This window comes from Pimelobacter sp. 30-1 (genome assembly GCF_018831735.1).
Lineage (GTDB): Bacteria > Actinomycetota > Actinomycetes > Propionibacteriales > Nocardioidaceae > Nocardioides.
In genome coordinates, this window is sequence record NZ_NHTS01000010.1 from 37,911 (window position 1) to 52,157 (window position 14,247).

Consider the following 14,247-nt stretch of genomic DNA (forward strand, 5'->3'; position numbering starts at 1 on the left):
ACCCCCGCACTTCGCGCGAAAAGACACCGACCGGCGACCACCCGAGGGTGATCGCCGGTCGTCGCAGCGCCGGGCGGGCCAGGTCAGCCCTTGAGCGCGTAGTCCTTGAGCAGCGAGCGCCCGATGATCATCTTCTGGATGTCGGAGGTGCCCTCGCCGATGAGCATGAACTTCACCTCGCGCATGAGCCGCTCGATCTCGTACTCCTTGGAGTACCCGTAGCCGCCGTGGATCCGGAAGGAGTCCTCGACGACCTCGTTGGCGTACTCGGAGGCGACCATCTTGGCCATGCCGGCCTCGACGTCCATCCGCTTGCCGGTGTCCTTGAGGCGGGCGGCGCGCACCATCATGTTGTGGGCGGTCTCGACCTTGGTCGCCATCTCCGCGATCCGGAAGAGCACGGCCTGGTGCTCGGCGATGAGCTTGCCGAAGGTCTTGCGCTGCTGGGCGTACGCCACGCCGAGCTCGAAGCCGCGCCAGGCCAGTCCGCAGGCGCGGGCGGCGACGTTGACGCGGCCGACCTCGACGCCGTCCATCATCTGGAAGAAGCCCTTGCCGGGCTCGCCGCCGAGGATCTGGTCGGCGCCGATGCGGTGGCCCTCGAGGATGAGCTCGGTCGTCTCGACGCCCTTGTAGCCCATCTTGTCGATCTTGCCGGGCACGGTGACGCCCTGGGCGGTCTCACCGAAGCCGGCCTCCTTCTCGACGAGGAAGGTGGTCATGTTCTTGTAGACGCTCTCGGCGCCCTCGTCGCTCTTGACGAGCAGCGCGACCAGCGTGGACGACGCACCGTTGGTCAGCCACATCTTCTGGCCGGTGATGGAGTACGAGCCGTCGTCCTGCTTGGTCGCCTTGGTCGAGACGGCCGAGACGTCGGAGCCCAGGCCGGGCTCGGACATCGAGAAGGCGCCGCGGACCTCGCCGGTGGCCATCCGCGGGAGGTACTTCTGCTTCTGCTCCTCGGTGCCGTGCTGCATGAGCAGGTAGGCCACGATGAAGTGGGTGTTGATGACGCCGGAGACGCTCATCCAGCCGCGGGCGATCTCCTCGACCACGAGGGCGTACGTCAGCAGGGACTCGCCCAGGCCGCCGAACTCCTCGGGGATGGTCAGGCCGAACACGCCGAGCTCCTTGAGCCCGTCGACGATCTCCTGGGGGTAGGTGTCGGAGTGCTCGAGCTCCTGCGCCACCGGGATGATCTGCTCGTCCACGAAGGTCCGTACGGCCTTCAGGATCTCGGTCTGGTCCTCGGTGAGTCCCTCGGTCTGGCAGAGCTTCGGCATCGGTTCCCTTTCGCTGGTGCTACCGCAGCGCACTGTACCGGCGAGTAAGGGGCCCTGGATCCCCTGAGCTCGTGACGTATCGCACGTCGCCGGGGTGCTCCCCCGGCCGTCACGACGCACCTAGCCTGGGGCCCATGACCAGCCAGAACGACCTCGACGCGACCGCCGCCCGGCTCGACGCCACCCTCGACCAGCTCGGCACGGTGCTGGCCGAGCTGACCACGGCCGTGCAGGAGTTCAAGACGTCGATCGCCGGCTTCGACGGCGTCGTCGACAAGGCCGACGGGCTGCTCGCCCGCGCGGACAAGCTCCTCGCCCCGCTCGCCGCCACCCAGCAGGTCGGCGACCAGCTCAAGGTGGCCGGCGCGCTCGCCGGGCAGGTCGCCTCGGCAGCGGTCAAGAAGGGCGTCGCGGCGGCCAAGGGCGCCCGCTCCTAGCCGCCGCGAGACCGGTGCCTCAGAGCGGCCGGCCGGCCGCCTGGAAGAACGGCACGAACAGGTTGTCGTAGCTCGTCTTGTCGATGGTCACCACGGCCCGCGTCGCGACCTTGTGGGTGTCCTTGACCAGCGGCCGGTTCGAGTCGATCCGCAGGGCCCGGGTGCCGCCGCTGGCGCTGACCAGGGAGCTGGCGGCCGGGAGGCGGTAGCGGGTCCAATTGCGCTGGTGGGCGACCCAGGACTTCTTGCGGACGTTGGTGCCCAGCAGCTTGATCAGCGTGCGCTCGCCGGTGGTGACCTTCTTGCCGGAGGTGAGCAGCTGGACGTGGACGCCGCGCTTGCGCGCCTGCTGGATCGCCTTGACCACGACCGGCATCTTGAGGTCGCGGCTGACCAGGTGGACCACGGCGCCCTTGGGCGCGAGGTTGATCGAGCGCACCATCAGGCTGGTGACCGCACGCGGCGAGGTGCGCGGGTCGGTCATCACCACGCCCGGTGAGAACGCCGAGGCGCTGGAGCCGGTGAGGGCCAGGTCGGCGGTCAGCTGGCGGTGGTCGGAGTTGGTGACGCGCACGGACTGGCTGCGGACGGTGTACTGGCCGGCCGAGGCGAGCAGCACGTAGTCGATGGTCGCGTTGCGGTACATGCCGGTGGGCAGCGCGGTGCCGGTGACGTCATACACGGGGGTGAGGCCGAGGGCGGTCACCGTGGTGCGGGGGTACTCCGCGACGGCGCGGTAGTTGACGTTGAGGTCGCCACCGACGAGGACCGGGCCGTGCGCGCGGAGCTGGTCGACGAGCAGGCCGAGGCGCTGGAACGACGGGATCGTGAGGTCCTTGGTGTAGCCGGCGCGCGGCGCGAAGTGGGCCGAGACGATCGAGATGCGCTCACCGATGTTGCTCTGCAGCGAGACCCAGTTGGCGTAGCGCTTGCCGAGCTCGAAGGCCTTGCTCGGCTGCTTGCGCAGCTTGTTGCTGATCATCCAGGTGCCCTGGGCGACGACATTCCAGCGCGCGGTGTTCCAGGCGACCGGCGTCTCGCCGGTGTAGGCACCGGGGGTGCGCCACAGCTGGTAGCCCGCGGGCGCCAGCCAGGAGTCGGGCCGGTAGGTCACCTCGTTGAAGGTGACGAAGTCGGGACGCTGGGCGTAGACCGCGGCGATGTCCGCCTTGGTCTTGGCCGTCGACATGTTCGACTTGATGTTGGCCTGGACGATGCGCAGCGGCGCCGAGACCGGGTCGGTGCCCGGCGTGCCGGGCGTACCGGGGGTGTCCGCAGCGAGCCGGACGCCACCACCGTTCCCGGGCAGCCAGAGCAGGCTGACGGCGAGGGCAGCGACGACCGCGACGACGGCCGTACGAGGCGTCCGCGCGACGGATCGGAGGAAAGACATGAGAGCACTCCGTGGGGTCTCGAAACACTGGTGCACAGGGATCACACCAGTCACATCGACACCACGGCAAGTCCCGCGTAGGAACTACAAATGTGTAGTTCTCACGGGGGTTTCCGGCCCCCGCTGAACCACAACGGTGTAGTTCGTCAGCGGCGCGCGCGGGCCTCGAGGAGCGGCACCAGCGCCTGCTCCATCTGCCGTACGACGCGCGCCAGCTCGACGTCGAGAAGCGCGTTCTCGCGCACCGCGACCTCGGCCTCCGCGACCCGGGCGCGCTGACGCCGGACCCGCAGCAGGCCGGTCACCTCGGCGGCCGCGACGGCCCGGCCGCGGAGCCGGTCCGCGGCGCTCACAGCGAGTCCGCGCGGTAGGTGCGCAGGGCCGCGCCGGTCACGTCGCCGTCGGCGAGGTCGGCGGGCAGCAGCAGCTCGGTGACGACGTCCTGGAGCATCGCGACGCGCTGGTGCAGCGCGCGGCTCTTGGCCACCTCGGCCTCGAGCTCGGTGATCCGGCGGCGCAGCTGCTCCTCGGAGCGGTCGACGGCCGGAGCCGCGACCCGCTGGGCGATCCGGCGCAGCCGGCCGCCGGCCGGGGCGGTGGCCGCACCTGCGGAGGCGCTCCCCTCCCCCGCCTCGCCGGTCGTGTCGGCCCGCCAGAGCAGCAGCAGGTCGCGCAGCGCGTCGAGGGCGGCGTCGAGCACCTCGGCGTCGCTCACCTCGCCGGACAGGCGTCCGGAGGGCCGCGTGGCGCGCAGGTCGTCGAGGTCGCCGTGGACGACGTGCCCGGAGGCGGCGAGGGTGGCGATGGCCTGCTCGGCGCGGGCCTGCGCCTCGTCGTACTGGCGGTCGGTCATGGCCAGCGGCTGGTCCTGGCGCGGGGCGATCACCCGGTGGGCCAGGGTGTCGCGCAGCCAGCGCGCCTTCTCGCGGCTGTTGTCGAGCGGCGCACCGAGCCGCTCGTTGACCCGGCGCAGCAGCTCGGCGCCGACGGCACCCAGCGACTCGTTGACGCGGGGCAGGTCGAGGTCGACCGGGGCGTCGGCGATGCCGCAGGCGGCCGCGAACCGGCGCCACAGCTCGGTCGGATCGGCCGGGCTGCGCGGCACCGTGACCACGTGCACGTGGTCGGCCGCGAGGCCGGCTCCCCAGCGCTCGGCGACGCTGGTCGGGTCGGTGGTGCGCCAGCCCCACTCGCTGCGCGGCGCCTCGGCCTTGGGCGGCTTCCAGTCCTCCAGCGGCGTGGTGAGGCCGAACTTGAGCCGCTCCTGCCAGGCCGAGGGCACCGAGCGGGCCAGGTCGCGGGCGGTGATGACGACGTGGACGTCGAGTCCGGCGAGGTCGCCGATCGCGCGCGCGGCCTGCTCGGCCGAGGCGGCCGAGAACAGCTCGTAGCTCAAGATCGCGCTCGGACCGCTCCAGTCGCGGATCTCCTTGACCAGACGGCCCCACTGGTCGCGCCGGTCGGCGGGGAGCTTCTCCCAGCGCGGGTCCTCGCGGACCTGGAGCGCGGCCTGCACCCGGGTGCCCTGGTCGCGTCCCACGACGAGCACGCCCTGGTCGGCGAGGGCCGTGCGGTTGCCGTCGAGCACGCGCTGGAGGTACGTCGTGCCCGACTTCGGCGAGCCGACGTGCAGGTAGACGGTGCGGGTCATGCGGAGCTCCCCCCTCGGGGCGGGACGTGGATGGTCATCCGCCAGGTCGCCGGCGGCACGGAGGTGGTGGCGGTCAGGGCCGCCTCGGCCGCGCGCACCCCGGACTCGGCGCGCACCTCGGCGCCGATCGCCTCGGCGGCCCGGCGGGTCTCGGCGGGGCCGGTCGGCCAGAACCGGCCGCCCAGCGCCTCGGTGCGCTCGGCCAGTGCCGGACGCGACCATGCCTGCGACTCGAGGTGGACCTCCCCGCCGCGGCGCAGCGCGGTCGCGACGAGCTGCCAGAACTGCTCGCGGCCGTCGGGGGCCAGCGACTCCAGCAGGCCGCGGGCGTAGACCACCTGGGGCCCGCGGTGCCGGGCGAGCAGCACCGCACGGGTCAGCACGTCGCGGACGTCGTACAGGTTGACCTCGTTGCGGGACAGGCCCTCGGCCTCGGGCCAGATCCGGCGCCGCGGCAGGGCGTAGTCGAGCGCGACCGTCGGCACGCCCGCGCGGGCGAAGTAGGCCGCGTCGGCGCCCGTGCCGGCGCCCACGTCGAGGACGCGGACCCCCTCGGGCAGCCGGGGCAGCACGTCCTGGGCGAACGCCGACGGTCCGGGCGCGGCCTTGGCGGCGGTGCGGTTGAACGCGTTCCACTCGCGGCGCTGGCGCCAGAGCTTGCCGAACCAGCCGTCGAAGCGCTGCTCGATCTCGGGTCCGGGCTGGTGCTGGAAGGACGGGTCCGGCACCTTCCAGTTCGGCCCGTAGGAGATCTCCAGGATCTTGGCGGGGTCGGCCGGGGCCGGCAGCATCCGGCCCTCGAACTCGATCGGCTTCAGCGGGAGCAGCGCCTCGCGCGGCACCGGGGTGCGCACGGTCGCGGTCTCGTAGAGGTTCCCGTCGAAGAAGAACGTCGTGTAGACGTCGATGCCGGCCCCCGCGCCGTCGGGCGTGGGGACCTGCACGGTCAGGAAGCAGCCGGCCCGGATCTGCAGGCTCATCCCCTCGGCGCGCAGCGCGCGGGCGATGTCCCACAGCTCACGCTGCATCTCGGCCGGGGTGGCCTTCTCGGAGAGGTAGCACAGGTCGACGTCGGAGTCGTGACCGATCGCCTTGCCGCTGCGGGCGGCGCCGAGCAGCGTGCCGAACGAGATCCAGGAGCGGACGTCGCAGGTGTTCTCGAGGACGTCGATGATCCGCTGCGACTCGTCCGCGAGCAGGCCGAGCAGGCCCTCGCCCCGGGTGTCGAAGGGCCGCTGCAGCAGGCCCCACTTGTCCACGATGACCGGCAGGCCGTGCCGGTCGCGCATGTCGACCGCGGCATCGTCCTCGGTGAAGGCGACCCGGCCGGTGAACAGCGTGCGCTCCTCGGCCACGACGCGGACGTCGGACCAGCCGACCAGGAACGCCCGGAGCCGCTTGGGCCACGGCACGAGCGTCTTGCCCGGCGCGTCGACCGAGAACGACCACCCGCGGTGCTCGCCGAAGTAGACGTCGCCGGAGCCCGTGAAGGAGGCGGGGAGATGGATGCCCTCGCCGTCGACGAGGACCCCGGCGTCTGCGGCCGTCAGAGGCCGTTCTCCTTCATGAACGCGTACGGGTCGACCGGCGCGATCCGGCCCTCGACCACCGAGGAGGTGATCGGCGCCAGGTTGACCGGGCCCCAGGAGCCGGGACGGTGCTTGTAGAGGAAGTCGGTCCAGTCGATGTAGGCCTTGGTCATCGCGACGTCCTTGAACTCGCCCACGACGTCGTCGCTGGCCAGCGGGACCGAGCTCCAGTTGGCGCTGCCGTTGTAGACCACGCGCGCGGCGGTGTTGCCGTCGTAGTTGCCGCTGATCGCGAGCGACTTGAGGTGCAGGTAGATGTCGTAGACACCGTTGCGGTCGCGGTCGTAGGCGAGCTGGAGCTTCTGGACCTTGTTCTTGGAGAGCAGGTCGTGGACGTTGTTGCCCATGAGCGCGTAGACGATGCGGATGTCGCAGCCGGCCTTCTTGAGCTGGACGAGCTTCTGGGCCAGGCGGATGCCGCGGTCGCCGTGGATCGCGGTCTGCATGATCCGGATCTTGGTGCGGTTGTTGTAGCCCGCGCCACCCGTCGTACCGACGCACTTGATCTTGTTGAGCCGCGCCATGTCGGGGTCACCGACCTGGTTCGGGATCGCGCCCTTGTAGGGGTAGAAGAAGACGCTCTGAGTCTCGCTGAACTTGGCGGGAACGTAGCCCTTGTTGCCCTGGTTCTTGTCGAGCCGCATCTCGTTGAACACCCGCTGGAAGGTGTCGTAGATGGTCTTGTTGTTGACCCAGGTGTAGAGGTCGTTCCACTGGTCCTTGGCCGCGACGTCGGTGGCGTTGTTCGAGCCGAACATCGTCACGTACTTGCGGTCCTGGACCCGGCTGAACAGGTAGAACTTCGAGTGCGGGATGCCCCGCGCACCGCGACAGGAGCCGGCGCACAGGCGCAGCCAGCTCTGGACCGCGCGGGCCTTCTCCTTGCCCTTGAGGACCTTGGCGACGGCCGCGGCCTCGGGGTTGGGGTGCTCGCGGCTCCAGTTGACCTTGTCCATGATGATCTGGACGGCGACGCCGCGCTTGTGGGCGCGGATCAGCGCGTTGGACCAGGACCGGCCGCGGACGTTCCACGCGGCCATCTGGATGACGTCGCCCTTGCGGGTGCTGTCGATGCTGCGCAGGATGTGGCGGCGGATGTTGGTCGCCTTCTTGCCACCGCGGCTGTAGGGCTCGTTGAACCGCAGCCCCGGGTTGGGGTTGTAGTGGTCGCGCTTGGCCTTCTTCTTCTTGCGGTCGACCGTCGCGGGCGCGGACGCGTCGACGGCGGCCGGGGCGGCGACCACGGCGGACGACGGGACGGCGGCGTGGGCGCCGGGGAGTGCCCCGAGTCCCAGACCGACGGCGATCGCCGTCACCCAGATCACGACGCCGGTTCCGGCACGACGCATCACAAGCACTCCTCAGTCTGGGCCTCGTCACCCCCGGCCATGCCCGAGAAGGACGGCGGGGACAACCCCGGCGCAAAATCAGCCGACATCGTATCCCACGGTGTCGCAGGTACTAGCAGGAACGTGAACACCGTCACCCGGTGCCGGGCTCAGCCCGAGCAGGCCTCCAGCAAGGACATGTAGTCGGCGTCGTGCTCGCGGTCCGGGGTGGCCCGGACGACCTCGCGCCCGACGATCGCGTAGAACTGGTCGCCGTGCTGGGCTAGCTTGCGGTTGACGCAGCCGCGGATGCTCTTGGAGACCTGGCCGTACTGGTCCTCGCACCCCCGGTACGACGCGGGCAGGATCTTGCCCTCGACCCAGAGCTTCTCGCACGCGGGCAGCTGGACCGGCTTCTTGCTCGGCGTGGCCGCCGGGGTGTCGGTCGCGGGCGTGGAGGCGGGCGCGGTGGAGCCCGGCGTCGAGGCGTCCGCGTCGGGTGACTTGTCGTCGTCACCGCAGCCGGCGAGCGCCAGCGTGCAGGTGAGCGCCGCGACCAGGACCCCGAGCCGGGGCGGCAGGAACGAAGGCATGCGGACCATCGTAGGGGTCCGCGGGCTCCGCACCGTGGCGATCAGGACGCCTTGTCGGCGACCTTGGCGTCGGCGTAGATCATGTGGTGGTCGCTGAGGCCCTGGGAGACCGTGGTGTTGTCCTGGACGTAGCCGGAGAAGTCGATGGCGTCGGCGGAGCCGAGGATCCAGTCGATCCGCTGCGGGCCGCCCGGCGGGTTGCAGCCGCCGCCACCGGAGCCGCCGTTGGCCGAGGTCATCCCGGCCCGGGTGGCGAACTTGCAGAAGACGGTGGTCTTCTCGTTGAGGTCGCCCATGAGCAGCACCGGGTGCCCGGTCTGGCGCAGCTGGTTGACCAGGTCGATCTGGATCTCCGCCGAGGCGTTGCGCTCGGCCTGGCGGCCCTGCGGGGAGTTGTGGGTGACGATCACCCAGAACCGGGCACCCGTCTTCTTGTCGCGCAGCAGCACGTAGGGGATCGGGACGCTGCCGATGCCGTTGAAGGTGTGCGAGGAGCCGCCGTTGTCGACCATCTCGAAGCGGTCGGTGCGCCACATGATCTGGACCCGGTAGCCGTCGCGGCCCAGCGCGTCCTGGGGCCACATCTGCATCGCGGAGAGGTTGTTCATGAAGACCGGGCGCTGGTCGCGCTGGACCTCCTGGAGCCCGACGATCGACACCCCCCGGTCGCGGAGCAGGGCGGCCTCGCGGGCGGCGCGGTTGAGCCCGTTGCCGGCGTGGTTGCTGCCGAGGATGTTGAGCGTGGCGATCCGGAAGCTCGTGGTCGAGGGCTGGCTCTTGCGGGCGATCGCCTCGACCTGCTCGACGAGCGGGTTGACCTTGCGCTCCTGGTTGCGCGAGGGCGCCTCGGCGGAGCGGCCCTCGCCGACCTCGCCCGTGGCGCCGTCCGGCGTCGCGGAGCCGGTCTCGGTGGGCGCGCCGCTCGCCTCATCGCTGCTCGACGCCGGCACCCGGGTGCCCGAGCCCTCGCTCGCCTCGGGCGAGCGGGAGGACGACGGTCCGGCGGCGGCCACGTCGGCCCCCATCGGCGTCACGGACGTGTCGACCACCGTGCCGACCACGATCGCCGCGAGTCCCGCGACGGCGGCCAGGACGACCACGACGAGCTCCGTGCGCGAGATGGCGCGCTTGACGCGCTTGCGCTTCCGGTCCTCGGTCACCCTCAACTACCTCCCGACGTCCCATCGGCAAGGGGACGGCTGATCGGAGTCACGGACTCTACCTTGCGTCCTGAGTCACACCAATCCCCCGCGAGCGTCCCCCGCGAGCGTCCCCCGCGAGCGCGCCAGCACGGCACCGGCGCCGGTGACCGGTACCGTTCGAGCGTGAGCACCACACCGTCGCGCGTGTTCGCGGCCCGGTTGGTCGGGCTCCCGATCTTCGACCCCCAGGGCGACCAGGTCGGGAAGGTCCGGGACCTGGTCGTCACCATGCGCACGGAGGGCACCCAGCCGCGGGTGCTGGGCATGGTCGCCGAGGTGTTCGGCCGGCGCCGGATCTTCGTGCCGATGACCCGGGTGACCAACATCGACGCCGGCCACGTCTACACCACCGGCCTGCTCAACATGCGCCGCTTCGAGCAGCGCTCCACCGAGACCCTGGTGATCGGGCAGATGCTCGACCGCACCGTGACGATCACCGACAGCGGCATCACCGGTACCGTGTACGACGTCGCGATGGAGCCCGCACGCACCCGCGACTGGGTGCTCAGCCGGGTCGCCGTGCGCGAGCCCTCCAAGGGCTTCCGGCGCCGCGGCCAGTCCCACGTCGTCGAGTGGCGCGACGTGACCGGGCTGACCCGCAGCGACGACCGCCAGGGCGCCACCCACCTGGTCGCCGCCCTCAACGAGATGCGGCCCGCCGACGCGGCGAGCATCCTGCACGACCTGCCGCCCGAGCGGCGTACCGCCGTGGCGCTGGCGCTGGACGACGAGCGCCTCGCCGACGTCCTCGAGGAGCTGCCCGAGGACGACCAGGTCGAGATCCTCAAGGGCCTCGACTCCGAGCGCGCGGCCGACGTCCTCGAGGAGATGTCGCCCGACGACGCCGCGGACCTGGTCCGCGACCTGCCGCCCGAGACCGCCGAGATCCTGCTCGAGCTGATGGAGCCCGACGAGGCCGAGGACGTGCGCCGGCTGCTCTCCTACGTCGAGAACACCGCCGGCGCGATGATGACCCCGGAGCCGGTCATCCTCGGCCCGGACGCGACCATCGCCGACGCCCTGGCCCACGTCCGCAACCCCGAGCTGACCCCGGCCCTGGCCGCCCTGGTCTACGTCTGCCGCCCGCCCCTGGAGACCCCCACCGGCAAGCTCCTCGGCGTCGCCCACATCCAGCGCCTGCTGCGCGAGCCGCCCTCGACCCTGGTCGCGGGCGCGCTCGACGACTCGATGGAGTGGCTGCGCCCCGAGGCCGGCATCGACGAGGTCGCCGCCCACCTGGCCACCTACAACCTCGTCGCCGCCCCGGTCATCGACGAGAACGGCCGGCTCCTCGGCGCGGTCACCGTCGACGACCTGCTCGACCACATGCTCCCCGCCAACTGGCGCGACCGGGCCCGCGAGCGTGAGGCGGGCAGCCGATGAGCGACACCCGGCGGATGCGCGAGCGGCTCGACACCCCGCGCGAGGAACGGCGCCAGCTGGTCCGGCGCCCGTCGTACAACGCGGACACGTTCGGGGTCTTCGCCGAGCAGTTCGCGCGGTTCATGGGGACCGCGACGTTCCTGATCTACATGACGCTGTTCGTCCTGTTCTGGGTCGGCTGGAACCTGATGGCGCCCGACGACCTGCGCTTCGACAACTACCCCTTCATCTTCCTGACGCTCATGCTGAGTCTCCAGGCGTCGTACGCCGCGCCGCTGATCCTGCTCGCGCAGAACCGCCAGGAGGCCCGCGACCGGGTCATCGCCGAGCAGGACCGGCAGGCCGACGCCCGGGCGCACGCGGACATGGAGTTCCTCGCCCGCGAGGTCGCCTCCCTGCGGATGGCGGTCGGCGAGGTCGCCACCCGCGACTTCCTGCGCTCCGAGCTGCGCGGCCTGCTGGCCGACCTCGACGAGCGGGCCGAGGAGCGCGTGCCGTCTCAGGAGGACGGCGCCGACGAGGACGCTGCGGGGGCTCCGTAGGGACCGCTCGGCCGGCCGGGGTGGTCGAGCCGTGCGCTGGGTGCGTGCAGCGCAAGGCGGCGGCGCGTGGGCGTGCCGGGTGCCCGGCGAGTGTCGCCGACGTAGCGAGGTGCGTGCCCAGGGTGCGGGGCGACCGGTCCGGGCGACCGAGCGGTCACTAGACTCCGTGGTTGTGAGCACCCCGCAGCACTCCCCCTCGCTCGAGCAGGTCATGGCCGCGCTGGCCAAGGTCAACGACCCCGAGATCAAGCGGCCGATCACCGAGCTCGGCATGGTCGACAGCGTCGACATCGCGGCGGGTGACGGCGGGTCGGTCGTGACCGTCAAGGCGCTGCTCACCGTGGCGGGCTGCCCGCTCAAGGACACCATCACCCGCGACGTGACCGCCGCGGTCACCGCGCTCCCCGGCGTCACCGGCGTCGAGGTCGAGCTCGGGGTGATGACGGCCGAGCAGCGCTCGGGCCTGCACGAGACCCTGCGCGGCGGCCAGGCCCAGCGCGAGATCTCCTTCGCCCAGCCCGGCTCGCTGACCAAGGTCTTCGCGATCGCCTCCGGCAAGGGCGGCGTCGGCAAGTCCTCGGTGACGGTCAACCTCGCCCTCGCGCTGGCCGCGGCCGGGCGCAAGGTCGGCGTGGTCGACGCCGACATCTACGGCCACTCGATCCCGGCGATGCTCGGCGTCGCCGACTCCCGGCCCACCCAGGTCGACGACCTGATCATGCCGGTGCCCACCGCCTCGGGCGTCTCGGTGATCTCGATCGGCATGCTCAAGCCGCGCCGCGACCAGGTCGTCGCCTGGCGCGGACCGATGCTCGACCGGGCGCTCGTGCAGATGCTCGCCGACGTCTACTGGGGCGACCTCGACGTCCTCCTGCTCGACCTGCCCCCGGGCACCGGCGACATCGCCATCTCGCTCGGCCAGCACCTCCCCGGCGCCGAGGTGGTCGTGGTGACCACCCCCCAGGAGGCGGCCGCCGAGGTCGCCGAGCGGGCCGGCACGATGGCCTCGATGATGCACCAGCGCGTGGTGGGCGTCGTCGAGAACATGAGCTACCTCCCCTGCCCGCACTGCACCCCCGAGGGCAAGGACCACCGGCTCGAGATCTTCGGCTCCGGTGGCGGCGAGCGGGTGGCGGCCACGCTGTCCGAGCGCTTCGGGTACGACGTACCGCTGCTCGGCCAGATCCCGCTCGACGTCTCGCTGCGCGAGGGCGGCGACGCCGGCAAGCCGATCGTCGACTCCGACCCCACCTCCGCGGCCGCCCAGGCGCTGCGCGCGGTGGCCGATCGGCTCGACGGACGCGGCCGGGGACTCGCCGGTATGCAGCTCGGCCTCACGCCGACCAGTAAGTTCTGACCAGCACAGCACGCGGGTAGGGCGACAGGAGCTGGCGGGTGTTCGGTATCGGGTTCGGCGAGATCATCGTCATCGCCTTCATCGCCGTGCTCGTCTTCGGCCCCGACCGGCTGCCGGAGGTGGCGCGCCAGGCCGGCAAGCTGGTCCGGCAGATGCGCCAGTTCGCCAACAACGCGCGCGACGAGCTGCGCACCGAGCTCGGCCCCGAGTACGCCGACCTCGAGCTCAGCGACCTCGACCCGCGCGCCATCGTCCGCAAGCACCTCGCCGAGGCGATGGCCGAGCTCGACGAGCTCGACGACGCGGTCCGCAACGCCGGCGAGGACGACCTGCCCTCCTCGCTCCCGCTCGCTCCGGGCGAGCGGCCGCCGTACGACTTCGACGCGACCTGATCCTCAGCCCCGCGACTGCGCCGCGGCCAGCGCGGCGAAGGTGACAAGCACGGTCCGGCGCTCCTCCCCCGTGCTCAGCTCGCAGAAGTCCGCGCCGACCCGGCGCAGGTGCCCCTCGTGCCGGCTCCCGTCGCGCAGGTGCAGCACGCACGCCTCCCCGGCCTCGGAGATCCGGCGCAGCGCCGAGGCCAGCCCCAACCGGGTCAGCGGCGACCACGCCACCTCGGGCACGGCCCGGACCGAGGCACCCTCGACCGTCGTCACGGCGTCCTGGTTGACGACCCAGTCCTGGTCACCGGCCGCGACGAGCAGCCATCCGGACGCCACCCGCTCGACGACCCCCGCGACCGGACCGACTCCCTCGACGCCCACGACCGCGCTCGACCCGACGGTCGCCATCAGCCGCCCGGCGAGGGTGACCTGCTGGTACTCCGCCCGGCTCCGATCGGCCACCTCGACGTCCCGCTCGGCCGCGTAGAGGGCGGTCGCCTGGTCCTCCAGGTCGTCGAACAGCGCGAACAGCTCGTCCTCCCAGCCCATGGGAGCCAGCCTCGCACGGGATGATCAGGTCGCGGGCGGTGGGTACCGGTCGACGTACGCGCGGGCGCGGGGCCACGGGTCGCCGGCGTACTGGGTCGGCGTCCGGTGCCGGTGGGCGGCGCAGAACGCGGCCAGGGTGGTCGCCTCCGGGACCGGCAGATCCGCCTCCGGATGCCGCCCCCGTGGTCGAACGCCCGGCCGTCGGCGCGCACCGCGTAGACGTGACAGATCGCCGCCTCACCCGGCCGGCGCAGACCCACGACGGCGAGCGCGTGGCCGAGGTGAACGGCGCGGACGGTCCAGGCGAGGACGTGGCAGGCGCCCGAGGCGAAGAACGCCTGGTCCCCGCGCGCCCAGGAGACCTTCTGGTCGGCCCGCTCGAGCGGGGTACGCCGGAACTCGCCGGCGGCGCGCAGGTCCACGCGGTCACGGTACGGGGTCGGCCGGCCGTGGGCGGCGGATCGAAATCGACGCTTTGCGGCCAGTCGCAAGGCATTCGTTGACCAGGCCCGTGAGCGAACACATCCTGAGGCAAACACAAGCAAACGCAAAGGTTC

15 protein-coding genes are annotated in these 14,247 nt (G+C 71.8%); 6 read left to right on the forward strand and 9 right to left on the reverse strand.

The genetic code is table 11. The annotated features are described in order from the left end of the window. Window positions 1-83: 83 nt before the first annotated feature. On the reverse strand, window positions 84-1,283 hold the full coding sequence (locus CCO04_RS21880) for an acyl-CoA dehydrogenase family protein (RefSeq protein WP_215816292.1): 1,200 nt from the start codon (window positions 1,281-1,283) through the stop codon (window positions 84-86). Window positions 1,284-1,417: 134 nt separating this feature from the next. Between CCO04_RS21880 and CCO04_RS21885 the strand changes: the two genes are divergently transcribed. Beyond that, complete coding sequence (locus CCO04_RS21885) at window positions 1,418-1,720, forward strand: hypothetical protein (protein ID WP_215816293.1); 303 nt, start codon at window positions 1,418-1,420, stop codon at window positions 1,718-1,720. A gap of 19 nt (window positions 1,721-1,739) precedes the next feature. Here CCO04_RS21885 and CCO04_RS21890 read toward each other — a convergent pair whose 3' ends face one another. From CCO04_RS21890 to CCO04_RS21920, 7 genes are all read right to left on the reverse strand, one after another. After that, window positions 1,740-3,113, reverse strand: a complete 1,374-nt coding sequence (locus CCO04_RS21890) for an endonuclease/exonuclease/phosphatase family protein (protein WP_215816294.1) — start codon at window positions 3,111-3,113, stop codon at window positions 1,740-1,742. 146 nt (window positions 3,114-3,259) lie between these two features. Further along, on the reverse strand, window positions 3,260-3,466 hold the full coding sequence (locus CCO04_RS21895; RefSeq protein WP_215816295.1) for a hypothetical protein: 207 nt from the start codon (window positions 3,464-3,466) through the stop codon (window positions 3,260-3,262). Continuing rightward, window positions 3,463-4,764 (reverse strand): DUF6752 domain-containing protein, encoded by a 1,302-nt coding sequence (locus tag CCO04_RS21900; RefSeq protein WP_215816296.1) that lies wholly within the window; start codon window positions 4,762-4,764, stop codon window positions 3,463-3,465. Before CCO04_RS21900 ends, CCO04_RS21895 begins: the two co-directional genes overlap by 4 nt. Further along, window positions 4,761-6,176 (reverse strand): bifunctional 2-polyprenyl-6-hydroxyphenol methylase/3-demethylubiquinol 3-O-methyltransferase UbiG, encoded by a 1,416-nt coding sequence (locus CCO04_RS21905; protein WP_215816297.1) that lies wholly within the window; start codon window positions 6,174-6,176, stop codon window positions 4,761-4,763. Before CCO04_RS21905 ends, CCO04_RS21900 begins: the two co-directional genes overlap by 4 nt. Before the next feature lie 134 nt (window positions 6,177-6,310). Continuing rightward, window positions 6,311-7,702 carry a phospholipase D-like domain-containing protein gene (locus CCO04_RS21910; RefSeq protein WP_215816298.1) on the reverse strand — a complete coding sequence of 464 codons (1,392 nt, stop codon included), beginning with the start codon at window positions 7,700-7,702 and terminating at the stop codon, window positions 6,311-6,313. A 149-nt stretch (window positions 7,703-7,851) separates the two neighbouring features. Beyond that, window positions 7,852-8,274, reverse strand: coding sequence for a hypothetical protein (locus tag CCO04_RS21915; protein ID WP_215816299.1), 423 nt, complete (start codon window positions 8,272-8,274; stop codon window positions 7,852-7,854). Between the two features lie 41 nt (window positions 8,275-8,315). Continuing rightward, on the reverse strand, window positions 8,316-9,434 hold the full coding sequence (locus CCO04_RS21920; protein ID WP_215816300.1) for an endonuclease/exonuclease/phosphatase family protein: 1,119 nt from the start codon (window positions 9,432-9,434) through the stop codon (window positions 8,316-8,318). 165 nt (window positions 9,435-9,599) lie between these two features. Between CCO04_RS21920 and CCO04_RS21925 the strand changes: the two genes are divergently transcribed. The 4 genes from CCO04_RS21925 (at window position 9,600) to CCO04_RS21940 (ending at window position 13,150) form a co-directional block, all read left to right on the forward strand. Further along, window positions 9,600-10,859 carry a magnesium transporter MgtE N-terminal domain-containing protein gene (locus tag CCO04_RS21925; protein ID WP_215816301.1) on the forward strand — a complete coding sequence of 420 codons (1,260 nt, stop codon included), beginning with the start codon at window positions 9,600-9,602 and terminating at the stop codon, window positions 10,857-10,859. Continuing rightward, window positions 10,856-11,401, forward strand: coding sequence for a DUF1003 domain-containing protein (locus CCO04_RS21930; protein ID WP_215816302.1), 546 nt, complete (start codon window positions 10,856-10,858; stop codon window positions 11,399-11,401). Before CCO04_RS21925 ends, CCO04_RS21930 begins: the two co-directional genes overlap by 4 nt. A 211-nt stretch (window positions 11,402-11,612) precedes the next feature. Beyond that, window positions 11,613-12,758 carry an Mrp/NBP35 family ATP-binding protein gene (locus CCO04_RS21935; protein ID WP_215816642.1) on the forward strand — a complete coding sequence of 382 codons (1,146 nt, stop codon included), beginning with the start codon at window positions 11,613-11,615 and terminating at the stop codon, window positions 12,756-12,758. Between the two features lie 38 nt (window positions 12,759-12,796). Further along, complete coding sequence (locus tag CCO04_RS21940; RefSeq protein WP_215816303.1) at window positions 12,797-13,150, forward strand: sec-independent translocase; 354 nt, start codon at window positions 12,797-12,799, stop codon at window positions 13,148-13,150. 3 nt (window positions 13,151-13,153) lie between these two features. Here the strand turns inward: CCO04_RS21940 and CCO04_RS21945 are convergent, their stop codons facing one another. Then, a complete protein-coding gene (locus CCO04_RS21945; RefSeq protein WP_215816304.1) occupies window positions 13,154-13,690 on the reverse strand; it encodes a hypothetical protein in 537 nt (178 codons plus the stop codon). 182 nt (window positions 13,691-13,872) lie between these two features. Here CCO04_RS21945 and CCO04_RS21950 point away from each other — a divergent pair, with 182 nt between their 5' ends. Beyond that, window positions 13,873-14,193: a hypothetical protein gene (locus tag CCO04_RS21950; protein WP_215816305.1), complete on the forward strand. Its 321-nt coding sequence runs from the start codon at window positions 13,873-13,875 to the stop codon at window positions 14,191-14,193. Window positions 14,194-14,247 lie beyond the last annotated feature (54 nt).

Excerpts from the sequence above, each read along its gene's own strand:
- CCO04_RS21890 (WP_215816294.1), bottom strand. The coding sequence starts at position 3,113 with ATGTCTTTCCTCCGATCCGTCGCGCGGACGCCTCGTACGGCCGTCGTC.
- CCO04_RS21880 (WP_215816292.1), bottom strand. The coding sequence starts at position 1,283 with ATGCCGAAGCTCTGCCAGACCGAGGGACTCACCGAGGACCAGACCGAG.
- CCO04_RS21915 (WP_215816299.1), bottom strand. The coding sequence starts at position 8,274 with ATGCCTTCGTTCCTGCCGCCCCGGCTCGGGGTCCTGGTCGCGGCGCTC.
- CCO04_RS21930 (WP_215816302.1), top strand. The coding sequence starts at position 10,856 with ATGAGCGACACCCGGCGGATGCGCGAGCGGCTCGACACCCCGCGCGAG.
- CCO04_RS21910 (WP_215816298.1), bottom strand. The coding sequence starts at position 7,702 with ATGCGTCGTGCCGGAACCGGCGTCGTGATCTGGGTGACGGCGATCGCC.
- CCO04_RS21885 (WP_215816293.1), top strand. The coding sequence starts at position 1,418 with ATGACCAGCCAGAACGACCTCGACGCGACCGCCGCCCGGCTCGACGCC.
- CCO04_RS21900 (WP_215816296.1), bottom strand. The coding sequence starts at position 4,764 with ATGACCCGCACCGTCTACCTGCACGTCGGCTCGCCGAAGTCGGGCACG.
- CCO04_RS21935 (WP_215816642.1), top strand. The coding sequence starts at position 11,613 with ATGGCCGCGCTGGCCAAGGTCAACGACCCCGAGATCAAGCGGCCGATC.
- CCO04_RS21945 (WP_215816304.1), bottom strand. The coding sequence starts at position 13,690 with ATGGGCTGGGAGGACGAGCTGTTCGCGCTGTTCGACGACCTGGAGGAC.